Raw genomic sequence first — 24,910 nt, forward strand, 5'->3', positions numbered from 1 at the left:
CCTGAACAGGTCACAGGAACCCGTGAGGCGCACGGGGTACCGTGGTCGGCCTATGTCGAGTACTGGTGTGAATGTGACGAAAAAAACGAGTGGACGGCTGGCCTCCCTCGATGGACTTCGAGGGGCGGCGGCGCTGATCGTGGTGCTGCACCACGCGATGTACACGAACCCCAACTTCCCCGGCACACCGGGCGGGGGCACGGCTCCGACCGGCTCTCCGATGTGGTGGATCAGCTACACGCCGCTGAAGCTGTTCACGGCCGGCTGGGAGTCGGTCATCGTCTTCTTCGTCCTCTCCGGCCTCGTCGTGACCCTGCCCGTCGTCCGCAAGCGCGGGTTCGACTGGATCGCGTACTTCCCCCGCCGCGCTGTTCGGCTGATGGTGCCTGTCATGGCGTCCGTGCTGCTCGCGGCCGGGTTCGTCGCGGCCATCCCGCAGGTGAGCACCCAGTCGAAGGGCACCTGGCTCAGCGACTCGTCGACGCCGGCGTTCAGCTGGGAGTACATCGTCAAGGCCTGGGACCTGCTCGGCGGAGACGGCCAGATCAACAACCCGCTCTGGTCGTTGCGCTGGGAGCTGATCTTCTCGCTCGCGCTTCCGGTGTTCGCCATCGCGGCCATCGCGGTGCGCCGCTGGTGGCTGGGCGGCCTCGCCGCCGCCGTGCTGCTCACCTGGCTGGGCGTCCGGACGGACGCCGGCGCACTGTCCTACCTGCCCGCGTTCTTCGTCGGGGCCGTGCTGGCCGTTCGCCTGGACTCGGTGCGGATCTTCGCCGAGCGCCTGAACGCGCGCCGCATCCGGCACCTGGTGTGGGCGGCGATGACGCTCGGCAGCGGCGCGCTGATGATCGCTCCGTGGCTGTTCGGGCCCGGTGTCGCCGACCTGCCGGAGCTCGTCGCCGTGCTCAAGGGACTGATGCCGCTCGCCGCCGCCGGACTGGTGGTCGCCGCGATCGGCTGGAAGCCGCTGCACGCCCTCTTCGAGTCGCGCCCGCTGCAGTACGCGGGAACCATTTCGTTCAGCCTGTACCTGGTGCACGTGCCGATCCTGATCTTCAGCACGTACCTGTTCGCCGGACAGGCCTGGTATGTGCCGCTGCTGTTCGGCATCCCGCTCGCCGTGCTCGTCGCCATCGGCTTCACCTGGCTGATCGAGCAGCGCAGCCACGGCTGGTCGCGCGCCGTCGGCGCCTGGGCGTCCGAGCGCTACCGCGCCTGGTTCGGCCCCGAGCAGGCGAGCGAAGCCGCAGGGACGACCGAGCAGGCCGCCGTGGAGTCAGGCGCGCGAGTCGGACGCTAGCTCGCGCGCCGGGGTCTGCTGCGCATCCGGTGCAGCCGCTTCTGCGGGCTCTCCGGAGCCACGGTGCGCGAAGCCGCGCGCCACAGCGGCGCCGGTGATCTTCGACAGTGTGTGCGAGCGCTTCTCGATCAGCCAGTAGAAGGCGGCGGCGACCGCGATGGCGGTCACCACGGCGAGCACGCCGACCACCGGAAGCGACAGCGACGGGAAGAGGTAGTAGAACGTCAGGATGATCGGGACGTGCACGAGGTAGAGGCTGAACGACACCATGCCGGCCCAGCGCAGCGGGCCCACGGACAGCAGCCACGCCAGCGGCGACCACTCCAGGCAGCAGATCACGATGATCAGCGCCGCCACCGGCTGGAATCCTGCCAGCCACATCGCCGGGATGGGCGTGAGCGCCGGGAACAGCCAGGTGCCGATCAGCAGCAGAAGCGACGCCACGAAGACGACGGCCCAGACCAGGTGCCCGATGCGCCACGACGAGATGGCGGCGCCGATGGCCTGGATGCGCGGGAACAGTGCGGCGGCAAGCGCGCCGACGAAGAAGGCGGGGAGGTAGCGGAAGCTCTGCGCCTGCGAGTCGATGCCGAGGAACGTGGATGCGACGGCCAATGCGAGCACGAGCGGCCAGAACCGCTTGAGCACGACGGCGAGGCCGACGAAGAGCGCGAGCGCCATCGAGAACGCCATCTCCCAGAAGATGGACCACAGCGGATTGTTGAGCGTCACATCCGGCATCAGCGGGTCGATGTTGACGAGGAACCGCTCGATGCTCAGTGGATGCACGCTCGTCGACGCCGCCCAGGAGCTGGTCCCGAATCGCGGGATCTGCGGCACGAGCAAGGCCAGCCCTGCTGCGAACACGAGTGAACAGAGCACGGGCAGGCCGATGCGCACGAGGCGGCGGGGGAAATACGCCATCCAGTCGAACTCGCGCGGTCTGAGCACGGGAAGGCTCAGCACGAAGCCGCTGAGCACGAAGAAGATGATCACGGCTTCCGGGCCGGCCGTCAGGAGCTTCAGCGGGGAGTGGCTGAACCACCACGCCAGCGACCCCTCTGCCGGAAGGTCCCCGCCCATGTACGTCGCCGCGAACGGCTGGTACAGCAGGCTCACGTGGTGCGCGACCACGATCAGAGCGGCGACGCCGCGGAGCCCGTCGAGGGAGGTGAGGCGGCGAGAAGAGGAAGACATGACCGGGTCAGAATAGCAACGACGGCCTGGACAGTCTCCGAGCGCGCCGTGCCGGGGTGCCTACAGGTCGGCGTGCAGCTGCCAGACGCGCTCTGCCGAGTCGCGCCAGCTGAACGCGCGGGCGCGGTCGGCGGCCAGGATGCCGAGCCTGCTGCGCAGCTCGTCGTCGGTCAGCACCCGGCCGATGGCCGCCGCGAGCCGCTCGGAGTATGCGGGGTCGTCCGGGGTGTCCGGTCGCTCAACCGCGAGCCCTGCACCCGCTGCGACCTCGACCAGGGCGGGGTCGTCGGAGTGGATCACGGGCAGGCCGAACTTGAACGCCTCGACGATCGGCAGCCCGAATCCCTCCGCCAGGCTGGGGAAGACGAACACCGTCGCGCGGTCGAGGGCGACAGCGAGGTCGGCGTCGTCCAAGTGGCCGAGTGCGCGCACCCTGTCCTCCGGGAGCCCGGCCGCAGCAGCGACCCCGGTGGCAGAGCCGTCGCCGTACCTGTCCGGTCCGGCGATGATGAGCGGGATGTCCTGGGCGTCCGGCAGGGCGACGGCGCGGATGAGCGGCGCGATGCCCTTGCGCGGCATGATCGAGCCGAGCGTGAGCGCGTATCGCTCGGGGAGCCCGAGCCTGGCCGCGCGCTCGTCGGCGTCCGCGGGGAGGCGCAGCGTCGTGGCCGGGGCACCTCCGATGACGCGCACCCTGTCGCCGAAGTCGATGAACTCGCCGAGCTGGTCCGCGATGGCGTGTGTCGGCACCACGATGGCGTCCGCGTGCTTGCGGGCGCGCTTGGCCATCGCCTTGTGCCAGAGGGCGTTGGCGGAGCCGAGCGATTCCGGGTGCAGCCAGGGGAGCACGTCGTGGATGGTCACCGCGATCTGGTCACCGTCGTTGACCCTGTCGTGCTTGCGCAGCGGAGCCAGCAGGCTGGGTGCGTGCACCATGCCGCTCACCCCGCCGAGCTTGAGGCCGGACTGCCAGGCCATGACGAGTTCGCGCCTGCCCATCGGCAGGGTGGTGATCGCCGCGATGCCGGGGAGGCGCATCCGGAGGTCGTCGACGATGTCGTCGGAGACGTTGGGGACGATGCCCTCGACCTGGCACCCCGCCGGCGCTGTGGCGATGAGCTGCCTGGTCAGTTCCTCGGTGTACCTGCGCGCCCCGCCGGGGGCGTCGCCGATGAGCTCATCAACGACCACTCTCAGGGTTGTCATGCTGCTCCAGAACTCCGTGACGCGCTGCGTCTGCCAGTGCTTCGTCCCACGCGCGCATGGGCTCGAGGCCGGCGGCGCGCCATGCCTCGTGACCGAGCACCGAGTACGAGGGCCGAGGTGCAGGGCGGGCGAACGCGGAGCTGTCGGTCGGTGTGACCCTATCAGGGTTCAAACCGGCCTCGCTGAAGACCGCCTTGGCGAAGCCGTACCAGCTCGTCTCGCCCGCGTTGGTGCCGTGGTAGACCCCTGCTGGAGCGTCCGCGTCGAGCATGGCGACGATCTGTGCCGCCAGGTCGGCCGTCCAGGTGGGCTGGCCGAGCTGGTCCTCCACGACACTGACGGTCTCGTGGCTTCCCGCGAGCTTCACCATCGTCTTGGCGAAGTTCGCGCCGCCCGCTCCGTAGAGCCACGCGGTGCGCACCACGTACGTGCCGTCCGGATGCGCTGCGAGCGCCAGCTCCTCGCCGGCGGCCTTCGTGCGGCCGTACGCGTTGATCGGATCGCGCGGGGCGTCCTCGGCGTACGGGGCGCTGCCGTGGCCGTCGAACACGTAGTCGGTGGAGACGGTCACGAGCTTCGCGCCGTGCTGCTTCGCCGCGATGGCGAGGTTCTCCGGGCCGGTCGCGTTGATCGCGTACGCCTCGTCCTCGTGTGTCTCCGCGTCGTCGACCTTGGTGTACGCGGCCGCGTTGATGACCACGTCGTGGCCGGCGACGGCGGCGAGCACGGCATCCCGGTCGGCGACGTCGAGGTCGGCACGGCGCAGAGCGGTGACCTCACGGCCGGCGAGCGCCTGCTGCAGGTCGAGCCCGAGCTGCCCGGCGGCGCCGGTGATCAGATAGCGCGTCATCAGTTGTCCAGCGCGGCGCGTGCCTTCAGCGGCTCCCACCAGCTGCGGTTGTCGCGGTACCACTGCACGACGTCTGCGAGACCCTGCTGGAACGGCACGAGCGGCTCGTAGCCGAGCTCTGCGCGGATCTTGGAGATGTCGACCGAGTAACGCAGGTCGTGGCCGAGGCGGTCGGCGACGCGGTCGACGTACGACCAGTCCTTGCCGGTCGCGTCGAGCAGCAGCTGGGTGAGCTCCTTGTTGGTGAGCTCGGTGCCGCCGCCGATGTTGTAGATCTCGCCGGCGCGGCCGCCCACCAGCACCATCGCAATGCCGCGGGTGTGGTCGTCGACGTGCAGCCAGTCCCGGATGTTGTTTCCCTCGCCGTAGAGCGGAACGTGCTTGTCGTCGATCAGGTTCGTGACGAACAGCGGGATGACCTTCTCGGGGAAGTGGTACGGGCCGTAGTTGTTCGAGCAGCGCGTGATCGAGACGTTGAGGCCGTGCGTGCGGTAGTAGCTGCGCGCGAGCAGGTCGCTGCCCGCCTTCGACGCGGAGTACGGCGAGTTCGGCTCGAGCGGCCGCTCCTCGTCCCAGGAGCCCTCGGCGATGGAGCCGTAGACCTCATCGGTGGAGACGTGGACGAAGCGCTTCACGTCGTTGCGCAGCGCCGCGTCGAGCAGCTGCTGGGTGCCGAGCACGTTGGTCTCGACGAAGATGGATGCGTCGCGCACCGAGCGGTCGACGTGCGACTCCGCCGCGAAGTGCACCACGGCGTCGATCTCGGGGAACAGTTCATCGAGCAGGCCGCCGTTGCGGATGTCGCCCTTGATGAAGGTGTAGCGGGGAGAGTCGGCCACGGGGGCCAGGTTCTCCAGGTTGCCCGAGTACGTCAGAGCGTCCAGCACGACGACCTCTGCGCCTTCGAGGCCGGGGTACGCATCCTGCAGCGTGCGCCGGACGAAGTTGGAGCCGATGAAACCGGCGCCGCCGGTGACGAGAATTTTCATGGAAAGTAGGACCTGCCTCACGGATTCTGGACTGCCGCAGAGATTCTACCCGGTCGCTCCCTGAGAGCCTTCACCGATAGACAATGCGGATATTGCAGGGGTGCACGGTTCGTTCTAGGCTCGCGCTCGTGACTAACACGGGGGAGCGCGTCCGCACGCGCACGAAATTGTTCGGGATCGTCGCGGCGGGGGCCACGGCGATCGCGCTGCTCTCAGCGCCGACGGCGGCGGTGGCGGACACGTCGGACGACCAGCGCGCGGCCGCGTACTACGCCCAGGTGCAGGCGGCAGCGGCTGCGGCGGGAACCGCGGTCTCGCCGGAGGCCGAGCAGCAGAACGTGATCGACGGGATGGGCGAGTTCCACGCCACCGGGGCGTCCGACGCTGTGGCGTCGAAGTTCGTCGCGGGCAACCTGGTGAGCGACGCGGTCTTCTACAAGGGCAACGCGTGGAGTGTGGGGACCATCCAGTCGTTCCTGAACACCAAGGGCGCTGGATGCACCACGAAGGCAGCGCCCGGATGCCTCAAGAACTTCAAGCAGACCACCTCGTCCAAGGCGGCCGACCCGATGTGCGCGGCATACCAGGGGGCGGCGGGGGAGTCCGCGGCCACCATCATCGCGAAGGTGGGCGTCGCCTGCGGCATCAACCCGGTGGTGCTCGTCACGATGATCCAGAAGGAGCAGGGGCTCGTCTCGACCAGCGCTCCGACCCAGTGGATGTACGACCACGCCACGGGCTGGAACTGCCCGGACACGAGCCTCGGCTGTGACAGCAGCGCAGCATCCACGGGCTTCTTCAACCAGGTCTACGGCGCCGCGTGGCAGTTCAAGCGCTACGCGGACCCGGCGGGCACCACCCCGTCGTTCGGCTGGATCAAGGTCGGCAAGGTGAACGCCGTGCGCTACAACCTCGACGCCTCCTGCGGCTCGGCCCAGGTCGCCATCTTCAACAAGGCGACCGCCGCGCTGTACTACTACACGCCGTACACGCCGAACGCCGCCTCGCTCGCCAGCTACCCGGGAACCGGCGACAGCTGCTCGGCATACGGCACCCGCAACTTCTGGATGCTGTTCAACGCCTGGTACGGATCGTCCACCGCAGGCTCGGTGCCCGCGCTGTCGCGCCTCTCCGGTGGGGACAGGTACGAGACGTCCGCCGCCATCTCCCTCGCCGCATATCCGAGCCCCGGCGCAGGGGTCGCCTCTGCGTACATCGCGAGCGGCTTGAACTTCCCGGACGCGCTCGCCGCCGCTCCGGCGGCAGCGAAGCTGGGCGGGCCGCTGCTGCTCGTGCAGACCACTGCTGTTCCCGCTCCGATCATGACGGAGCTGCGCAGGCTCAAGCCGGCGAAGATCTTCATCGCCGGAGGGGCGGCCTCCGTGACGAATGGGGTGATCCAGCAGCTGCGCTCCATCACCTCGTCGGTGACGCGGGTCTCGGACTACGACAGGTTCACCACATCCATCGCCATCGCGAACCAGGCCTTCCCCGCCGGAGCCGACACGGCATACGTCACGTCGGGGATGAACTTCCCCGACGCACTCTCCGCCGGCGGAGCCGCCGGAGCGCAGGGCAAGCACGTGCTGCTGGTCAACAGCGCGCTCGGCTCACCCGACAGCCTGACCGTCGCCGAGCTGCGGAAGCTCAAGGCCACCAAGGTGAACGTCGTCGGCGGCCCCGCCAGCGTGTCCGCCGGGTTCGCCAACGGCCTGCAGAAGCTCGGCTTCACGGTCACGAGGCTCGCGGGCAGCGACCGTTTCGCCACCAGCGTGGCCGTCAACGCCGCCGCGTTCCCCGGGGCGACGTCCAGCGCGCTGCTCGCCTCCGGGGCCGCATTCCCCGACGCACTGTCCGGAGCGGCGTACGCCGCGGCGGCGAAGAGCCCGCTGCAGGTCACCCCGCAGGGCTGCGTGTACCCGCAGGCGGCGGAGCAGACGCTCCGCGCTCCGACGTACAAGCTCCTCGGCGGAACCACGGCGCTCAGCGATCTCGTGGGGAAGCTCAGCGTCTGCCAGTAGACTCCTGGGGTGCAGATTCGCGAATTGAGTATTCCTGACGCTTACGAGATCACTCCGAAGCAGCACGCGGACGACCGCGGACTGTTCCTGGAGTGGTACCGGTACGACCGTCTGGAGGAGGCCGTCGGCCACTCGCTGAACCTCCGCCAGGGCAACACGTCCGTCTCCAAGCGCGGTTCGGTGCGCGGCATCCATTTCGCCGACATCCCCGTCGGGCAGGCCAAGTACGTCACCGCAACGCACGGCGCCGTGCTCGACTTCGCCATCGACATCCGGGTCGGCTCGCCGACATACGGGCAGTGGGACACCGTGCTGCTCGACGACAAGGACCGCAGGGCGATCTACGTCTCCGAGGCGCTCGGCCACTGCTTCGTCGCCCTCACGGACGACGCGACCGTCAGCTACCTCGTCAGCGACGTGTACAACCCCACCAGGGAGCACGGGATCAACCCGCTCGACGCGGAGATCGGCCTGCGCTTCCCCGAGGAGGCCGGCGAGCTGCTGCTCTCCCCGAAAGACACCGAGGCCCCCGGCCTCGCAGAGGCCGCAGCGGCCGGGCTGCTTCCCACCTGGGAGGCCGCCCGCGCGTTCTACGCCTCGCTCGACAACGGAGGTAACTGACCGACATGCGCGGAATCATCCTGGCCGGCGGCTCCGGCACGCGTCTGTGGCCGATCACCAAGGGCATCTCGAAGCAGCTGATGCCGATCTACGACAAGCCGATGATCTACTACCCCCTCTCGACGCTGATGATGGCGGGGATCAACGAGATCCTCATCATCACGACGCCGGAGTACAACCAGCAGTTCAAGGCGCTGCTCGGCGACGGGTCGGAGCTCGGCATCCGGCTCGAGTACGCCGTGCAGCCGTCGCCGGATGGTCTCGCGCAGGCGTTCATCATCGGCGAGGAGTTCATCGGGGACCAGTCGGTGGCTCTCGTGCTCGGCGACAACATCTTCCACGGCGCAGGGCTCGGCTCGTCGCTGCGCAACCACAGTGAGATCGACGGCGCGCTGATCTTCGCCTACCACGTGAGCAACCCGACGGCGTACGGCGTGGTCGAGTTCGACGACAGCTTCACCGCCGTCTCCATCGAGGAGAAGCCGGTCAAGCCGAAGAGCAACTACGCGGTTCCCGGCCTCTACTTCTACGACAACTCCGTCGTCGAGATCGCCAAGACGATCGAGCCGAGCGCGCGCGGCGAGCTTGAGATCTCCACGGTCAACGAGCGCTACCTGGATGCGGGCACGCTGCAGGTGCAGGTGCTCGACCGCGGCACGGCGTGGCTCGACACCGGCACATTCGAGTCGATGATGCAGGCCTCCGAGTACGTGCGCGTGATCGAGGACCGGCAGGGCTTCAAGGTCGGCTGCATCGAGGAGATCGCCTGGCGCGCCGGGTGGATCGACGACGCGCAGCTCGCCGTCCTCGCCGCGCCGCTCGTGAAGAGCGGGTACGGTCGCTACCTCAACGGGCTGCTGGCCGTCGACGCCTGAGCGCCACGCGCATCCACGTCGGAAGGCTCCCGCTGTCGCGAACAGCGGGAGCCTTCGTCGTTTCCGCGGCGTGGCGAGCCGTCGCGCACGCGTGTGCTGTCGAATAGGGTGGCTGGTGGCGCCCGACCGCGCTGTCTACCGGCTCGCCCCGGCACACCGTCTCCGAGGAGCTCCCATGACCGACCTCCGTCTGGGTACGGCGATCGTCGCCGCCGTCTGCGCCACCGTCGCCCTGGGCATCGCAGGCCCCGCAGCCGCAGCGCCGGCCGCGCCGGTGGCCTCCCTCGCGCGGCAGGCAGCCGACCCGGCCCCGACGCCGCCCGCAGGAACGCCGACGATGGGGGAGTACGCCCCCGAGACCTTCGCCGCAGCGGCGGCCCAGCTTCCCGCCGACCTCACCGACGCCGTCCAGCGTGACCTCGGGGTCACTCCCGAGGAGTACCTGAGCGACGCGGCGGCGGCGACAGACGCAGCAGCGGTCGTGTCGTCGCTGAAGAAGGACGGCGTCGACGTGGTGGCGTCGCGCATCGACGGCACGGACCTCCACGTCACCGTCGCGTCGTCGGCGGACGTCGCTCCCGCGGAGGCCACGGGAGCGACCGTGACGGTCGGGTCCGCCCCTCCCGCCATGAGCGGTCTCCGGCTGAACGCGGCGGCAGCGCCCCTGCTCGGCGGGACGGCGTGGGGCTACCTCGTCGACGCGAACAGCGGGGAGCGCTGCTCGATCGGCTTCAACGGCACGGACGCGAGCAACCAGCAGCAGTTCGTGACGGCAGGGCACTGTGTGCAGGGAACGCCGTATTCCTCGATCATGCAGATCGTCCAGAGCAGGCCGAGCGACCCGGCCGCGCAGTTCGGAGCGACCATCGGCTCTCCCGTCGCCGGGACGTTCCGGTTCGGCGGCGGCTTCGACTCCGGCCGGATCGCTGTGACCAGCACCGCTTTCGCGCCCCAGGCGGCCATCTCCACCTGGGGCGGTGCGCAGGGCGCGCCGACCGCGAGTTCGCTCGGCATCAAGGGCGACACGACGGCCGTGGTCGGGGCCTCGATGTGCAAGTCGGGGTCGAGCAGCGGCTGGACCTGCGGAAAGGTGCTGGCCGTCGACGCGATGGTCGACGTGGACGGTCAGGACGTCAACGAGATCATCAGCGATGCGTGCGTGCTGAAGGGCGACAGCGGCGGCTCGGCCGTCGTCGGGGCGTACGCCCTCGGTGTGACGAGCGCCAGCTCGCAGTCGGACACCTGCGGCTCAGGACAGCTCGGTGCCTTCTTCCCGTTGCGCTCCTCCGCGTCGCCCAGCGTCGCATCGCAGCAGCCCGGCTGGAAGCTGTCGGTGGCCGTCTCGGCGCCCGTGCCCTCCGTGCACGACGGTTCGACCGTGTTCGCGCCCGGATCGCTGACCGGAACCGTCGCGGGCGGGAACGCCCAGACGACCGTGTCCGTCTACTACGACGGCCGCACGGACGCCTCCGGTGCGAACACGACCGCCACGGTGTCGTCGGCGGGGGCGTGGAGCGTACCCCTGCCCACGACGCCGGGGAAGCACACCTACCGCCTGGTCTCGCGGTGGGGCACCACCGCGGCCGCGACCTCGACGGGGACGATCACGACCGTCGCCAAGCCCGCCGTCGCGCGGCTGTCCGGCAGCGACCGCTTCGACACCGCCGTGCAGATCTCGCGCGCCGGATTCCCCGGCACGGCGAAGACGGTGGTCGTCGCCTCCGGAGTCGACTTCCCGGATGCGCTCTCGGCAGCACCCGCCGCGGTCGCGCTCGGCGCCCCGCTGCTGCTGACGATGCCCGGGGCGCTCCCCGCATCCATCGCCGCCGAGATCGCCCGGTTGAAGCCCACCAGGATCATCGTGGTCGGCGGGGTCAACGCCGTATCCGCCGGTGTCGCGAAGACACTCTCGTCGTACGGCACGGTCACGCGGCTGGCCGGGGGCGACAGGTACGAGACGTCGAGGAAGGTCACGGCGTTCGCGTTCGGGAGCGCGAAGCGGGTCTACATCGCCACGGGCACCTCGTTCCCGGATGCGCTGTCGGCCGGAGCGGCGGCCGGAGCGTTCGCGAACCCCGTCGTGCTCGTCCCCGGCTATGCCGCGGGAGCGGACGCGGCGACCTCGTCGCTCATCTCGAAGCTCGGCGCCACCTCGATCGCGGTGGTCGGCGGCCCGGTGAGCGTGTCCAACGCGCTCGCCACGTCGCTCGGCCGCATCGCCCCGGTCACCCGGCTCGGGGGCAGCGACCGCTTCGAGACCGCGCAGGTGGTCAACAAGAACGTGTTCTCCTCGGACACGGCCCTGTTCGTCGCCTCCGGGGTGACCTTCCCCGACGCTCTGGCCGGATCGGCACTCGCCGGAGCGAAGGGCGCCCCGCTCTACGTCGTGCCGACCGGATGCGTCGCCCAGAGCACCGTGGCGGAGGTCGGCAGGCTCGGCGCGACCGCCATGACCGTCCTCGGCGGGACGGCGGCGCTCTCGTCCGGCATCTCGTCGCTCAGCGTCTGCGCGTAGCCGGTCCACCCCCGAACAGGGTGCGGCAAAACTGAGGCAAATTCAATAAACGAGCGTTCGACGCAATTTGCATGCAATTCCTTTGCGTCAGAGGGCCCAAACGCTGCGTATCCTGGCTAGGCTCGACGATGTGTTGACCCGCCACGCTCGCGCGCGCCTTCTCGCAGCGCTCATGACGACCATCGCCGTGACGCTCGGAGGCGCGATTCTCGGCGCGCCTGCGCAGGCCCAGGAGCCGGTGTCCGCATCCGCAACGGTGTCCGCATCCCGACCGGCCGCCGGGGTCCTCGGCCCCGTGAAGACGGCGGTCGCCTCCGGGTTCGATCCGGGCAACATCATCAGCGACTACAACTTCTACAACGGCTCGGCGCTCGACGCCGGCGCCATCCAGGCGTTCCTGAACACCCAGGTCTCCACCTGCCGCGCCGGATACACCTGCCTCAAGGACTACCGCCAGAGCACGTTCTCCCGGGCCGGAGACGCCATGTGCGCGGCATACACCGGAGGCGCCAACGAGACCTCGGCGACGATCATCGCCAAGGTCGGAGCCGCGTGCGGGATCAGCCAGAAGGTGCTGCTCGTGCTCCTGCAGAAGGAGCAGGGGCTGGTCAAGGACACCTGGCCGACCACGGGACAGTACAACAAGGCCACCGGGTACGCCTGCCCGGACACCGCGGCGTGCGACTCGCAGTATTTCGGCTTCTACAACCAGGTGTACATGGCGGCGTGGCAGTACAAGCGCTACGGCAACCCGCCGGGGACCAACAACTCGTTCACCTGGTTCCCGGTCGGACAGGTCAGCGCCATCCGCTGGAGCCCCAGTGCCGCGTGCGGTGCGGGCAACGTGCTGATCCAGAACAAGGCCACCGCCGCGCTCTACTACTACACGCCGTACCAGCCGAACGCCGCGGCACTCGCCAACCTGTACGGCACGGGCGACGGCTGCTCCGCATACGGCAACCGCAACTTCTGGGTGCAGTACACGGACTGGTTCGGGCCCACCTCCGGTGGCGTCCCGCCGACCGGCAACTACGAGTCGGCCACGCTCACCGCGTCGTCGTTCTCGGTCGCGGGATGGGCGATCGACCTCACGCTCGCGACCTCGGTGGTGAGCGTGCAGATCACCTGGAACACCCCGTCCGGCGTCAGCACGCAGACGGTGGCTGCGTCAGCGTCCAGGCCGGACGTGGGCAACGCCTTCCCGGCGGCCGGCGCCAACCACGGGTTCAGCGCGAGCATCCCGCGCTCGGGCGACGGCCAGTACTCCGCGTGCATCACCGCCATCGCGGCACCGGGAAACACGGCGGGGAACGCGGCGTTCGGCTGCAGGACCGTGCTGTTCTCCTCCGGCATCAACGGCAGCCCGACGGCGGGCAGGGTGCAGGGCGCAGACCGGTTCGACACCTCGGTGGCCGTGTCCAAGGCCGCGTACCCGGCAGCGGGCGTTCCTGTGGCGTACATCGCGTCCGGCGCGAACTTCGCCGACGCGATCAGCGCAGGACCGGCGGCCGCCGCCCAGAAGGGACCGCTGCTGCTCGCGAACGTCGGCTTCGTCCCCTCCTCCGTGCTCGCCGAGCTGAAGCGGCTCGCGCCGAAGAAGATCGTGGTGGTCGGCGGGGCCGCAGCCATCGGAGACGGCGTGCTGGCGACGCTGCGCACCGTCCAGCCCAACACCGTGCGGGTCGCGGGCTACGACCGTTTCGAGACCTCCAGGCAGCTCGCGAAGTACGCCTTCCCTGCGGCCACGGGCGCGTACTTCGCGTCCGGCGTCAACTTCCCGGATGCGCTCTCCGCTGCGGCAGCAGCCGGCGTCGCCGCGCAGCCCATGCTGCTGGTCACCGGCTCTGCAGCGCTGGATGCGCCGACGGCGTCGTACCTCGCCGCCTCGGCCGTCAAGACGGCCACGATCATCGGCGGCCCGAGCGCCGTCGGGAACGGCTACGAGACGGCGCTGAAGAACGTCGGAGTGACCGCGACGCGGATCGGCGGAAGCGACAGGTTCGAGACGAGTCACCTGATCAACGCGTCGAAGTTCCCGACCGCGTCCACGGTCTACATCGCGGCGGGCACGACCTTCCCGGACGCGCTCTCCGGCTCGACGCTCGCCGGCGCGACCAGGGGCCCGCTGTTCGTCACACCCGGCTGGTGCGTCCCCCGCTCGATCGGCAACGACATCGCGAAGATGAAGGCGACGAAGGTGGTCTTCATCGGAGGTCCGGCCGTGCTGTCGGCGGACGCCGTGGCGTTCAAGCCGTGCTGACGTCGTCCAGCTGCAGGTAGCGGTAGAACTCCGCCTTGAGCTCGGCCAGCGAGTGGTGCTGGTTGGTCTCGTCGAGGACGAACTCGATCGGGGTGTCGACCTTGCGCAGGCGCCAGCCGCGCTTGCGGGCGTAGCCGCACATCCACACGTCTTCGAGGAACGCGAAGTAGCGCGGGAGTTCGGTGAAGAACGACAGGTCACTGACGATGTCGATGTCGCACGCGCAGCCGCCGGTGCCCACGTAGCTGACCCGGTCGCCCGGCTCTGCCGGCCTGCGGGCCCAGTAGTCTCCGTCCATCGTCCAGGCCCAGAACCCGGCGATGGTGTGCGGCCCGGAAGCGGCGAGCAGGTCGGTGACCAGGTGGTCGCTCACGTCCTGGTCGTCGTCGAGCATCAGGAAGGCGCCGCGGTAGCCGTCGACGTAGAGTTTGCGCGCCACGAAGAAGCGGCCGAGGCCGCCCACGTTCACCCTGCTGGTGAACATGCTCACCTCGGCGAGAGCGCCGTGCGGGCGGTACGCGGCGATGCGCTCGCGGTAGTACGCGGCGTCGGCAGGGCGGTTGTTCCAGAACAGCAACCGGATGCGCGTGCCCTGCTGCGCATCCAGCTGGGTGAGGATCGCGTCGATGCGCTCACGGCGGTTCCAGAGGCAGACGATGATCGCGACCTCGCCGCCCTCCGCTGCGCCGTGCAGGCGCTGCGGGCGGAACCGGCCGGAGCGGTAGCGGGCCATCGCCCAGCGCCACCGCGCGGCGGACACGGCGCGGCGCGCGAACGACGATGCACTCACCGCGAGACCCACCACAGGCGGCCCCACAGGCCGAAGCGGACGGCGAGACGCAGCGGGGCGAAGTACCAGCCAGCGTACTTGCGCGACAGATAGCGGTATGCGCTGTCGTGGTGGGCCTTCTCCATCGTGTGCGCGTCGCGCGACGTGGAGTGGGCGCCGGTGTGCGTGACGACGGCCTCCGGGATGTACATGTTCCGCCAGCCCGCTTGCCCGAGCCTGGCGCCCAGGTCCACGTCTTCGAAGTACATGAAGTATCCGGGGTCGAAGCCGCCCAGCTCGCGGTACGCCTCTGCGCGCACCAGCACGCACGCGCCGGAGAGCCAGCCGGCCGCCCTGCGGGACTCCGTCTCGCGCTCTGCGCGGTAGCGCACCGTCCACGGGTTGGTGGGCCAGATGCGCCCGAAGAGCGCGTGGGCGACGCCGGTGCGCAGGGAGGGGAGGCGGCGGGCCGACGGGTAGACGGTGCCGTCCGCATCCAGGATCTTGGGGCCGAACGAGCCGGCGCCCGGCAGCTCCTCCGCCGCGGAGGCGAGCACGTCGATCGCGCCGGGCTGGAAGATCACATCCGGGTTCGCGACCAGGATCAGGTCGGGGTTCGAGGTCGCGGCGTCGACGGCGGCACGCACGCCACCGCCGTATCCCTCGTTCTTCGGCAGCTCCACGAACGTGTACCCGGCCGCGCGTACCAGTTCGCCCGTCTCCGCAGCGCCGTCGGACGCGTTGTCGACCACGATGACCTCGACGACGCTCGAGCCTGCCGACGGCAGCGACGACAGGAACGGGCGCATGGCCTCGGTCGAGTTGTACGTCACCGTGACGACGAGAACGGAAGGAGTCATGCGTGCTTTCTTGTGCGGCCTGCTGGCGGGTGGTCAGGAGGAGAGGTCGATGACCTCCGGGACCGCGTGGATGACACCCACCGCGAGCGGGTAGTACGGCACATCGAACGAGCACGCCTGCGGCATGTCGGAGAGGTGACGGCCCGCGCTGTCCATGAGGGAGGCGTTGACGAAGTACTTGCCTGCGCCGAACTGGGCTTCCTTGAGCACGATGCCGACGGTGCGGCGCTCCTTGAGCCTGGACAGGGCGGCGCCGATGCGGGCGGTGGTGGTGCCGTAGACCGCCTGGCCCATCGTGTTGTCGATCTGGATGGCGCACATCCAGTCGTCGATGCCGGTGTCGTGCTCCAGGGTGACCTCGATGCGCACGTCGTCGCCCGGCTGGACGGGCTCGCCGGGTTCGCGGCCGACGGCGAACACGCGGGCGTCCACGACGCGGCCGTGCTCCACGGTGACGCCGGGGTGCTTGTTCGCCTGCACGGCGGCCTCCGCCTCGGCCTCGACGACGCGCCGGTCCTCCAGGATGTTCCTGAACTCTGTGACGGCGTCGCCCGGGTCGCCGTCGAAGACGACCTGGCCGCGGTTGAGCAGCACGGCCCTGTCAGCCAGCTCCGTCACCTGGTTGAGGTTGTGCGTCACGAGGATGATCGTGCGCCCCTCCTCCTGGAACGAGCGGATCTTGTCCAGGCACTTGCGCTGGAACGCCTCGTCGCCGACCGCCAGGACCTCGTCCACCAGCAGCAGGTCGGGGTCGGTGTGCACGGCGACGGCGAACGCCAGGCGCACGTACATGCCGGACGAGTAGAACTTGACCTGCGTGTCGATGAAGTCGCCGATGCCGGAGAAGCTCAGGATCTCGTCGAAGCGCTCCTCGGTCTGCTCCCGGCTGAGGCCGAGGATGGAGGCGTTGAGGTAGACGTTCTCGCGCCCGGTGAGGTCGGGGTGGAACCCGGCGCCGAGTTCGAGCAGGGCGGCGATGCGCCCGCGGCGGGAGACGCTGCCGGAGGTCGGGTCGATGATGCCGCCGATGACCTTGAGCAGGGTGGACTTGCCGGAGCCGTTGTGGCCGATCAGCGCCACGGTCGTTCCCGCGCGCATGGTGAGGTTGACGTCCTTGAGCGCCCAGAACTCCTCGCGGTGCTGGCGGCCGCGGCCGAACGCCACCAGCCGCTCCTTGAGGGAGTTGTCCTTGCGGATGACGAAGCGCTTGGAGACGTCGGCGACGCGAACGACCTCGGGGGCCTCGCCCTCCGCGCCGGTCGCCGTGTTGCTCTGCGTGATGTTGGTCGTCATCGTCACACCACCTGCGCGAAGTTGCCCTGCAGCCGCGAGAAGACCCGCTGGAAGCCGAGGAGGAGGACGATGCCGATCACGAAGGCGATGCCCATGCGCAGCAGCAGGAAGTCGGGGTACTCCGCGACGCCCTGGCCGCCGACCCACATGGCCTTCTGGAAGCCGAGCACGGCGAGGGTCACCGGGTTGTCCGTGTAGATGTCGAGCGCGAGCGAGTGCCCGAGCGCATCCCGGACCATCGTCCAGGAGTAGACGATCGGCGACGCCCAGAGCAGGAGCAGCAGCACGACCTCGACGAGGTACTGCACGTCGCGCAGGTAAACGTTGATCGCGGAGAGCAGCAGGCCGAACGCCGTGCCGAACACCAGCAGCAGGAGCACAGACGGGATGAGGTACCACGTCTCGGCGTGCAGCGGCGGCTTGCCGATCACGATGGTCGCAACCAGCAGGATCACGAACTGGATCAGGAAGTTGAAGATGGCGGAGCCGACGCTCGCCAGCGGGAAGATCTCGCGCGGCAGGTAGATCTTCTTGATCAGCCCGGAGTTGCCGACGATGGATGCTGTCGTGCCGCTGATGATGTCGGAGAACAGCGAGTAAGCCGTCAGGCCCGTGAAGACGTAGATGGCGAAGTCCGGGATGTTCCTGGCGGCGCCGAGCACCTGTCCGATGACGATCGCGTAGATGAGCAGCTGCGTCAGCGGGCGCACGAGCGTCCAGACGAAGCCGAGCACGCTGTCTTTGTAACGCGACTTCAGGTCGCGGCGGACGAGGAGGGAGAGGAGCTCGCGGTGGCGGAAGATCTCGCGCAGCGAGTGCCACGATCCGGCTTTGCTGTCGCCTCCGACCGTCACCATCCGCTCTTGGGAGAGCGCAAGGTATCGATCCTGTGCAGTCATTCAGTCGTCAATCTGTGTCGGGGTATCGGTATCGCGCGCTCGATGGATTATAGCTCGGAGCGTCGGCCGGGCAGTCGTTCCATCACCGCGCGCAGCGGCCGGGTGAGCCGCCAGGACGAGCTGTTCTCGAGTCCGGCGATGCGCTTGTGCAGGTCGTTGTTGATCCTGGTGCGCTCGGAGACGATGCCCCGGACGCGGTCGGGTGCCGGCGTCGGGTTCTTGCAGAACTCGATGAGCGGCGTGAGCGAGGTGGCCCAGGTCATCCCGGCGGCGAAGCGCTCGACGTTCCCGGCGATGCGGGTGCGCTCGTCGGCGTCGAAGAGGAGCTCCTCGATGGCGGTGGCCAGCGCATCCACGTCTTCCGGCGGCACGACGCGGCCCAGCTCGTTGTCGCGGATGAGCTCGGCGAAGGTGTCTCCGTCCGTGCTGACGATCGGCAGCGACGCCCACAGGTAGTCCAGGATGCGCGTGCGGAAGCTGAACGCCGTCTCGAGGTGGTCGTAGTGGGTGCTCACGCCGAGGTCGGCGTCGAGCAGGAAGTCGGCACGCTCGGTGTACGGCACCCAGGAGTCGTTGAAGAACACGACGCTGCCGGTGAGTCCCAGGTCTTCCGCGCGCTTGCGGGCCTCCACGGCCATCCGCATGGTCGGGATGTTCGGGTTGGGGTGGCTCGCGCCGAGGAAGTAGAGGCGCAGGTCGGGGTGGGCCTTGGCCGCGATGGCGACGGCCTCGATGAGGGTCAGCGGGTCGAACCAGTTGTAGATGCCGCCGCCCCAGATGATGACCTTGTCGTCCGGCCCGATGCCGGGGACGGTGCCCTTGATGCCGTGGGCGCGCTGCACGGGGGCGTCGTTCTCGACGCCGAACGGTGCGACGTCGAGCAGCGAGCGCAGGCTCGGGTCCCTGTCGTAGGTGGCCGGGTTGATCCTGGCGAGCCCGGCGAGCTGGCCGAGCCAGAAGTCGCGCTGCTTCTCGGAGGCGCAGACCATGAAGTCCGCGCGTTCCAGCTGGTCGTTCAGCACCTCGACGGTGTCGATGGCGACGGCGAGCCTGTCGGCGGGCCCCAGGTCTTTGCCCTGCTCGAGCTGCTCCAGGTGCATCGGGTCGTAGATGTCGGCCACGATGATCGTGTCGGTGTCTTTGATCCACTGGTGGGTTCGCAGGATGTGCCCCTGGAACACCAGGACCTCCGCCCAGTCCACGTGCTCGTGCAGCCCTGAATCGTCAGCGAAGTGCACGGGGAAGGCGTCGGAGCTGATCTCGGCCCTGTTCGTGGAGACGAGGCGGACGTCGGCGAACTCGGAGAGCGCCTTCGCGATCTCCCAGGCGCGGATCGCCGGCCCGGCCATCAGCTCACCGAGGGTGTCCGGGGTGACGACCAGGATGCGGCGCTTGGTCTCCGCGCCCCCTGCTGCGGTTTCGATCTGCGACGGTGTGGACGTCATGGAATAAGAGTCTCCTGCTTGCACGTGTGGGTGCGCCAGGGCATTCTGGCGTCTGCTGACGTGCTTCTCGCCCGCGTCGGGCACGCCCAGCACGAAAAGCCGTCGGCAGGCTACCACTGCAATCGGGGAGATCGGTGTGACCAGGACGCGCCCGGTCTCGGCTCCCTCGTCGCTCAGCGCCGGCCGCGGCCCAGCAGTCTGGCGGCGCCGTCCGCCATCCGCACCATGCGGCGGGAGGTGAGGCGGTCTATGAACTCTCGCAGACCCTGGTTCTCCGCCTTCAGCTCGTCGACCTCACGCTCCAGGCCTGTCGCCTGGGCGTCCGCGGCGGCGACGCGCCTGTCGAGGTCTGCGATGGCGAGGCCGATCGCGCGCGCCTCGGAGACGGATTCCTCGTCGACCGGGACGTCGGCGACGGGGGAGGGGACGGTGTCCGCGATCCTGCGGTCGAGCACGTACTCTCCGGAGGCGATCCCCTCGGCCAGCTCTGCGTCGTCCGGGTGGCGGCAGAGGTAGAGGGGGAAGAGGACGCCGTCGAGCAGGCGGCGGTAGTCGCGCATCCCGTGGTGGTTGGGGCTGGGGGTGAGGTCCGGCGAGTTCTCGTACGCGCTGCCGGCGTTGCGCACCTTCCTGCTGTACTGCTCCCAGGAGCGCCAGGGGAAGTGCAGCACCTCGACCTCGAAGCCCTCCGGCACCGGGCCGCGGTTCTCCAGGCTGACGAAGTGGTTGCCCTGCACCACCTCGACCTCCGCGTCTCCGATGTGGGCGGCGTCGTGGGTGGCGTGCGCCTTGAGGCCGACGCGGTGCAGCGCATCCACCGACCGCAGGTCGCGGTAGGCGAGCCGCTGCAGGCCGGAACCGGCGATGGCCGCCGGCCCGATCATGTCGTGCACGGGCACGTCGAACGCCTGGATGCTCACCGGGATGTTCCCGAACGCCTCTTTCAGCGTGATGCCGGGGCGCGCAGGCAGCCAGAACTCGTCGGCGTCCGCGTTGATGACCCAGTCTGCGCCGTGCACGGTCTTCGCCTCGCGCGCCATCCGGGTGACGGTGACGCCCTGCTGCTTCTGGTGCACGGGATCGCTGCGCAGGTCGACGACGCCGCGCTCCGCATAGCCCTGCAGCAGCTCGTACGTGCCGTCGACGGAGCCGTTGTCGGTCACGATGATCACGTCGACGCCCTGCCGGAGGTGGTGATCGAGCATCGCACCGACGATGTCGACTTCGTCGCGCACCATCATGGTCATCGCCAACTTCACTCGCTGCCTCCTCGCCGCACAGTCTAGATGACCGGCGACAACCACTCCGCCGCTAGACTTGCCCGGATGAACCCCTGGAAGGACAGTGCCGGACGCGCGTTCCGATCGATGCTTCCGCCCGAGTCAGCCCCCCGTCGAGTTCTCCGCGCAACCCGTGGCGCGGCCCGCAGCTTCCGCGACACCTTGCACACGCAGGAGCCCGAGCAGGTCCACGAGGGGCCGGGGCTCACCGACTACGCCGAGTGGCGGGCAGAGCAGCCCGCCCTCGAACCGCTGCCGAGCGACCAGCAGGAGACGACGTTCGTCGTGGTGGTCGAGTCGTCCGCGCATCCGGATGATCGGGAGCGCGACGCCGTCGCCGCCACCGTCGCGAGCGTCGCAGCGCAGCGGTCCGTCACGGCCAGAACGGTCGTCGCCGTGACCGGCACTCCGCTGGCCGAGGTGCTCTCCGGCGCGGAGGAGCAGTTCGCGATGTTCCTCACCGCCGGCTCCGTGCTCGATCCGGCGGCGCTGGAGCAGGTGGCGAAGGAGCACAGGGTCGACCCCGTGCGCCGGGTGATCGCCTTCGACACCGACCAGGTCACGAGCACCGGCGAGCGCATCGCACCGCGGTTCCGCCCCGCCTGGTCGCCGGAGATCATGCTCGGCGTCAACTACCTCGGCCGGGCCTTCGCCATCCGCACCGCAGCGGCCGCCGCCGACGAACGCGCCACCCTCGACTCCCACGGCATCTGGAAGCTTCTGCTCGGCACCGAGCTGTCGGATGCTGTCGTCGGCCTCATCCCGCACATCCTGTTGTCGACGCCCGCCGCCCCGACCCGGGATGCGACGGAGCAGGACGCCGCGATGGTGCAGCGCTCCCTGCGCGAGCGAGGCGAAGCGGCCACCGCCCAGGTGAGCAACGGGATCGTGCGTGTCGCGTTCGAGCTGGAGACCTGGCCGAGCGTGTCCATCGTCATCCCGACGAAGCACTCCACCGCCAACCTGGACCGGCTGCTGCCCAGCCTCGCCGGCACCGACTACCCCTCCTTCGACGTCACGGTCGTGGACAACGGGGGAGAGACGGAGGAGCACGAGGCCTGGTACGCGGCGCTCGACGCCGGTCTCCCCGTGCGCCACGTCTGGTGGGACGAGGAGCCGTTCAACTACTCCCGCGTGAACACCGTCACGGCGGCGGCCACCGACGGCGACGTGCTGGTGTTCCTCAACGACGACACCGAGATCGTCGACCCGGACTGGCTGCGCGAGCTGGTCGGGATGCTGCACCGCGAGGGCGTCGGCACGGTCGGCTACCAGCACAGGAACGACGACGGCCTCGTGCAGCACGGCGGCGTGATGATCGGCCCTGGCGGGTTCGCTGCGAACCTGTTCGCCGGGATGAGCCCGGACGACGACAGCCTGCTCGGCCCTGTGCGCTGGTACAGGAACACGCTCGCCGTCACGGCGGCCTGCGTCGCGATCCGCCGCGAGCTGTTCGACGAGGTCGGCGGGTTCGACGAGCGCTTCCAGCTGACGGGCAGCGACGTGGTGCTCGGGCTGGACCAGATCATCCGGGGCAGGCGCAACGTCGTCATCCCCTTCGACGCCGTTCGGCATTTCGAGTCGCTGACCCGGGGCGCTCACGCCCCGCGCGCTGACTCGTTCGCGAGCTACTGGCGCTACCACCCGTGGCTTGCGGCCGGTGACCCGTATGTCTCGCCGAACGTGTGCCGTCTCACCGAGGTGCCACGGTTCGCCGCGGCGGACGACCCGTCGCCGCTGCAACTGGCGATGGCCGGCCTGGGCCGCGAGTACCGCTCCGACGCGCAGAAGTCGACCATCTCGGAGGACGCGACGGCGCTCATGTCGCTGGCGACCATCTCCGCGGAGGAGGTCGCCGCCGTCGTCGAGTCGCACGCCTCCACGACCGGACGCCGCCAGGTGCGCACGATCAACTGGCTGCTGCCCGGCTTCGACATGCCGTTCTTCGGCGGGGTCAACACCACGTTCCGCATCGCGGACAAGCTCGCGCGCGAGCACGGCGTCGTCAACCGGTTCCTGATCAACGGCCACCCGAACAACGAGTTCTACGAGTCGGCCATCGTCGCCGCCTTCCCCGGTCTGGCCGGGTCGGAGGTCGGCCACTACTACGGGGACGACGCCGGCATCGCCGAGGTCCCTCCCGCCGACGTCGCCATCGCGACGTTCTGGCTGACGGCGGTGGATGTGGCCAAGACGCCGGGCACACCCCGCAAGTTCTACCTCATCCAGGACTACGAGCCGTCGTTCTACCCGGCGAGCACGATGTTCGCGATGACCGAGCAGACGTACAAGCTCGGTCTCTACGGCATCTGCAACACCGAGAGCATGCACGACATCTACGCCGGCGGATACGGCGGTACCGCCACGTACTTCACCCCGGCGGTCGACAGGGGCATCTACCATCCCATCGGCCGCAGGGAGCGGGGTGACGACGAGCCGGTGACGATCTTCGCCTACGCCCGCGACCACTTCCGCAACTGCTGGGAGCTGGTGTTCGCGGCGCTCAGTGAGATCAAGCGCAGGCACGGCGACCACGTGCGGATCATCGCGGCCGGCGCCAAGTACCTTCCGCCGAGCGCCGACTTCATCGACCTCGGCCTGCTCGACTACCGCGCCACCGGCCGTCTGTACCGCGAGACGGACATCGGCGTCACCATGCAGATCTCCCGGCACCCGTCCTACCTGCCACTCGAACTGATGGCGAGCGGGGTGGCGATGGTCGCCCCGGACTCCGACTGGTTCCGCTGGCTGTTCCACCCGGACGAGAACGCGCGCACCACGATGATGACCTACGACGACGTGGTCGCCGGGATCGACGAGCTGGTGCTGGATGCGCAGAAGCGTCGCGCCATCCAGGCGGCGGGCGTCGCCACCATCGACGCCGCGCACTCCGACTGGGACGCCGCCCTCGACCACCTCTACGACTACCTCTGCGACCCGGAGGCCCAGGCCATCCCCTCCACGGCGCCTCGCACCGTCGCCCCCTGACCCGGCCCCGACGCGACCCTCGCGCCCCCAAGCCATCGAGCCGGGACTTATGTACGGCCGCTACCGGCGTGTCGCGTGCACAACTCCCGGCTCGATTTTCAGGAGGTGGGGGAGGGCGCGGAAGGTGCCGACCGTGAAGAAGGCGAGCGCGAGGGTGACGGCGAGCGTGAGCGGGACGACGCCGCCCGGGGGCTGCCAGGTGGGGCTGAAGAAGGCGGCAGTCCACGAGGTGGAGCCCGCGGCGTAGCGGCGGAGCGTGAACGCGAACGCGGCGAGCTGGCCGACGGCGAGCACGACGGCGGCGGCGCGGAGCGCGGCGACCGTGTTGCGCGAGCCGACGCCGACCTCCGCCCTATCGAGCGCCATGCCGCCCCAGATCGCCAGGACCAGCACGACCGCGAGCATGTACCGTCCCTGCCAGACGTCGCCGACCTGACGCCAGAGCGCCACCTGGATGACGACCGGGATGACGAGCAGCGCGCCGACGGAGCCGAGTGCGATCCACCGTTCGCGTCCGCGCCCGAGCACCACGGGGACCAGCACGATCAGCGAGAGCACGCCGAACCAGATCACGATCACCGCATCCGGGGCCCACACATCCACGGTGCCGAACAGCCCGATCATCTGCTTCCAGTACGAGAACGTGTTCTCCACCATCGTCTGCGCCACGGTGAATAGGCTGCCGGGCGTCGGCTCCAGCTGCGCCTTCACCTGGTTCTCCGGCCGCGTGAACCAGAACAGCTGCCCGGCTCCCACGACGGCCAGCAGCGCGAGCACGACCCAGGTGGATGCGCGGCGCAGCAGATACTCCCAGTCCGCCTTCCGCATGGCGAGCACGACGGAGACGGCGATGAGGAGTAGCCACAGCATCCCGAGGCTGCGGCCGCCGGTGACGAGTGCCGCGGAGACCACGGCGGTCACGCCGGAGAGCCAGAGCCGCCACCCGGTCGGCCGGTGCCTGGCAATGGTCAGCAGCGACACCAGCAGGGCGGCGGCGGAAGCGGCTTCGACGGCGTTCGGGTTGATCGCGCCGCCGAGGAAGAACACCATCGGGGTGAGCGCGCCCACCGGGAGCAGCAGCGACCAGCGCGCGCCCGGCCAGGTGCGGACGAGCGCGGCGAGCACCGCGAGCAGGGCTGCGACGACCGCCCCGGAGAAGATGCGCATGGCGTGGATGGCCGCCTCGCCGGAGAAGACCAGCGACGGCAGGCCGACCACGAGGTAGTAGACGGGGCTGTTGGTGTACGCCGTGCTGATCGAGCGGCGCGTCTCTCCCGGCGCGGCGTCCGAGCTGCCGACGCACGCGGGCGTGACGCTCGGCTGTCCGGCGAAGCAGCCGCCCGCGCCGGGGATGTGGAGGTAGGCGGGCGCGTCGAAGTACTTGCCGTCGCCCACGATTTGCCCGCGCACGGCCGTCGTGGCACGCACGGTGTGCGACGCCTCGTCCGGCACGGCGTAGATCGGCGTCGCGAGCGACCACGCGGTGAGCAGCACGAACAGGGTGCAGAAGACGGCGGCGAAAAGTCTCAGTGGAAACCGCAT

18 protein-coding genes are annotated in these 24,910 nt (G+C 69.4%); 7 read left to right on the forward strand and 11 right to left on the reverse strand.

Annotated features, from left to right (window positions below; all coding sequences use genetic code 11):
• Positions 1–73 precede the first annotated feature (73 nt).
• Complete coding sequence (locus AC1ROC_RS11315) at positions 74–1,300, forward strand: acyltransferase family protein (protein ID WP_493000206.1); 1,227 nt, start codon at positions 74–76, stop codon at positions 1,298–1,300.
• Here the strand turns inward: AC1ROC_RS11315 and AC1ROC_RS11320 are convergent.
• Genes AC1ROC_RS11320 through rfbB form a run of 4 tightly spaced genes read right to left on the reverse strand, consistent with a single transcriptional unit; the run spans position 1,277 to position 5,542 of the window.
• A complete protein-coding gene (locus AC1ROC_RS11320) occupies positions 1,277–2,497 on the reverse strand; it encodes an acyltransferase family protein (RefSeq protein ID WP_493000208.1) in 1,221 nt (406 codons plus the stop codon). The genes AC1ROC_RS11315 and AC1ROC_RS11320 overlap by 24 nt on opposite strands.
• Before the next feature lie 60 nt (positions 2,498–2,557).
• On the reverse strand, positions 2,558–3,703 hold the full coding sequence (locus AC1ROC_RS11325; protein WP_168688860.1) for a glycosyltransferase family 4 protein: 1,146 nt from the start codon (positions 3,701–3,703) through the stop codon (positions 2,558–2,560).
• The gene (gene rfbD / locus AC1ROC_RS11330) at positions 3,678–4,553 is read right to left on the reverse strand and encodes a dTDP-4-dehydrorhamnose reductase (protein WP_493000210.1); all 876 of its coding nucleotides are present in this window, start codon (positions 4,551–4,553) and stop codon (positions 3,678–3,680) included. Before rfbD ends, AC1ROC_RS11325 begins: the two co-directional genes overlap by 26 nt.
• Positions 4,553–5,542, reverse strand: coding sequence for a dTDP-glucose 4,6-dehydratase (gene rfbB, locus AC1ROC_RS11335; protein ID WP_085369142.1), 990 nt, complete (start codon positions 5,540–5,542; stop codon positions 4,553–4,555). Before rfbB ends, rfbD begins: the two co-directional genes overlap by 1 nt.
• Before the next feature lie 128 nt (positions 5,543–5,670).
• On the opposite strand from rfbB, the gene AC1ROC_RS11340 reads away from it, so the two are divergent.
• From AC1ROC_RS11340 to AC1ROC_RS11360, 5 genes are all read left to right on the forward strand, one after another.
• Complete coding sequence (locus AC1ROC_RS11340) at positions 5,671–7,563, forward strand: cell wall-binding repeat-containing protein (RefSeq protein WP_493000212.1); 1,893 nt, start codon at positions 5,671–5,673, stop codon at positions 7,561–7,563.
• A gap of 9 nt (positions 7,564–7,572) precedes the next feature.
• Complete coding sequence (locus tag AC1ROC_RS11345; RefSeq protein ID WP_168688864.1) at positions 7,573–8,184, forward strand: dTDP-4-dehydrorhamnose 3,5-epimerase family protein; 612 nt, start codon at positions 7,573–7,575, stop codon at positions 8,182–8,184.
• Between the two features lie 5 nt (positions 8,185–8,189).
• Positions 8,190–9,059 carry a glucose-1-phosphate thymidylyltransferase RfbA gene (gene rfbA, locus AC1ROC_RS11350; RefSeq protein WP_085369139.1) on the forward strand — a complete coding sequence of 290 codons (870 nt, stop codon included), beginning with the start codon at positions 8,190–8,192 and terminating at the stop codon, positions 9,057–9,059.
• A gap of 175 nt (positions 9,060–9,234) precedes the next feature.
• A complete protein-coding gene (locus AC1ROC_RS11355; RefSeq protein WP_493000215.1) occupies positions 9,235–11,574 on the forward strand; it encodes a cell wall-binding repeat-containing protein in 2,340 nt (779 codons plus the stop codon).
• A 172-nt stretch (positions 11,575–11,746) separates the two neighbouring features.
• Positions 11,747–13,834 (forward strand): cell wall-binding repeat-containing protein, encoded by a 2,088-nt coding sequence (locus AC1ROC_RS11360; RefSeq protein ID WP_143465748.1) that lies wholly within the window; start codon positions 11,747–11,749, stop codon positions 13,832–13,834.
• On the opposite strand, the gene AC1ROC_RS11365 is transcribed toward AC1ROC_RS11360, so the two are convergent.
• The 6 genes from AC1ROC_RS11365 to AC1ROC_RS11390 all read right to left on the reverse strand — a co-directional run bounded on the left by AC1ROC_RS11365 (position 13,821) and on the right by AC1ROC_RS11390 (position 20,359).
• Positions 13,821–14,624, reverse strand: a complete 804-nt coding sequence (locus tag AC1ROC_RS11365; RefSeq protein WP_493000217.1) for a hypothetical protein — start codon at positions 14,622–14,624, stop codon at positions 13,821–13,823. The genes AC1ROC_RS11360 and AC1ROC_RS11365 overlap by 14 nt on opposite strands.
• Positions 14,621–15,463 (reverse strand): glycosyltransferase family 2 protein, encoded by an 843-nt coding sequence (locus AC1ROC_RS11370; protein ID WP_168688868.1) that lies wholly within the window; start codon positions 15,461–15,463, stop codon positions 14,621–14,623. The genes AC1ROC_RS11365 and AC1ROC_RS11370 overlap by 4 nt, the downstream gene beginning before the upstream one ends.
• Positions 15,464–15,496: 33 nt before the next feature.
• Positions 15,497–16,756: an ABC transporter ATP-binding protein gene (locus AC1ROC_RS11375; RefSeq protein WP_493000219.1), complete on the reverse strand. Its 1,260-nt coding sequence runs from the start codon at positions 16,754–16,756 to the stop codon at positions 15,497–15,499.
• A 2-nt stretch (positions 16,757–16,758) separates the two neighbouring features.
• On the reverse strand, positions 16,759–17,655 hold the full coding sequence (locus AC1ROC_RS11380) for an ABC transporter permease (RefSeq protein ID WP_085369133.1): 897 nt from the start codon (positions 17,653–17,655) through the stop codon (positions 16,759–16,761).
• A gap of 47 nt (positions 17,656–17,702) precedes the next feature.
• A complete protein-coding gene (locus AC1ROC_RS11385; RefSeq protein ID WP_493000222.1) occupies positions 17,703–19,100 on the reverse strand; it encodes a glycosyltransferase family 4 protein in 1,398 nt (465 codons plus the stop codon).
• Between the two features lie 173 nt (positions 19,101–19,273).
• Positions 19,274–20,359 carry a glycosyltransferase family 2 protein gene (locus AC1ROC_RS11390; RefSeq protein WP_493000224.1) on the reverse strand — a complete coding sequence of 362 codons (1,086 nt, stop codon included), beginning with the start codon at positions 20,357–20,359 and terminating at the stop codon, positions 19,274–19,276.
• A gap of 183 nt (positions 20,360–20,542) precedes the next feature.
• On the opposite strand from AC1ROC_RS11390, the gene AC1ROC_RS11395 reads away from it, so the two are divergent.
• On the forward strand, positions 20,543–23,368 hold the full coding sequence (locus AC1ROC_RS11395) for a rhamnosyltransferase WsaF family glycosyltransferase (RefSeq protein WP_493000226.1): 2,826 nt from the start codon (positions 20,543–20,545) through the stop codon (positions 23,366–23,368).
• A gap of 60 nt (positions 23,369–23,428) precedes the next feature.
• Here the strand turns inward: AC1ROC_RS11395 and AC1ROC_RS11400 are convergent, their stop codons facing one another.
• Complete coding sequence (locus AC1ROC_RS11400; RefSeq protein WP_493000228.1) at positions 23,429–24,910, reverse strand: DUF2142 domain-containing protein; 1,482 nt, start codon at positions 24,908–24,910, stop codon at positions 23,429–23,431.

The organism is Leifsonia sp. GW821-FHT13C05 (genome assembly GCF_058806515.1).

Bases quoted from the DNA above. Each gene is read 5' to 3' on its own strand.
- AC1ROC_RS11385 (WP_493000222.1), bottom strand. From the start codon at position 19,100: ATGACGTCCACACCGTCGCAGATCGAAACCGCAGCAGGGGGCGCGGAG.
- AC1ROC_RS11360 (WP_143465748.1), top strand. From the start codon at position 11,747: ATGACGACCATCGCCGTGACGCTCGGAGGCGCGATTCTCGGCGCGCCT.
- rfbB (WP_085369142.1), bottom strand. From the start codon at position 5,542: ATGAAAATTCTCGTCACCGGCGGCGCCGGTTTCATCGGCTCCAACTTC.
- AC1ROC_RS11325 (WP_168688860.1), bottom strand. From the start codon at position 3,703: ATGACAACCCTGAGAGTGGTCGTTGATGAGCTCATCGGCGACGCCCCC.
- AC1ROC_RS11370 (WP_168688868.1), bottom strand. From the start codon at position 15,463: ATGACTCCTTCCGTTCTCGTCGTCACGGTGACGTACAACTCGACCGAG.
- AC1ROC_RS11355 (WP_493000215.1), top strand. From the start codon at position 9,235: ATGACCGACCTCCGTCTGGGTACGGCGATCGTCGCCGCCGTCTGCGCC.
- AC1ROC_RS11320 (WP_493000208.1), bottom strand. From the start codon at position 2,497: ATGTCTTCCTCTTCTCGCCGCCTCACCTCCCTCGACGGGCTCCGCGGC.
- rfbA (WP_085369139.1), top strand. From the start codon at position 8,190: ATGCGCGGAATCATCCTGGCCGGCGGCTCCGGCACGCGTCTGTGGCCG.
- AC1ROC_RS11380 (WP_085369133.1), bottom strand. From the start codon at position 17,655: ATGACTGCACAGGATCGATACCTTGCGCTCTCCCAAGAGCGGATGGTG.
- AC1ROC_RS11375 (WP_493000219.1), bottom strand. From the start codon at position 16,756: ATGACGACCAACATCACGCAGAGCAACACGGCGACCGGCGCGGAGGGC.
- rfbD (WP_493000210.1), bottom strand. From the start codon at position 4,553: ATGACGCGCTATCTGATCACCGGCGCCGCCGGGCAGCTCGGGCTCGAC.
- AC1ROC_RS11400 (WP_493000228.1), bottom strand. From the start codon at position 24,910: ATGCGGTTTCCACTGAGACTTTTCGCCGCCGTCTTCTGCACCCTGTTC.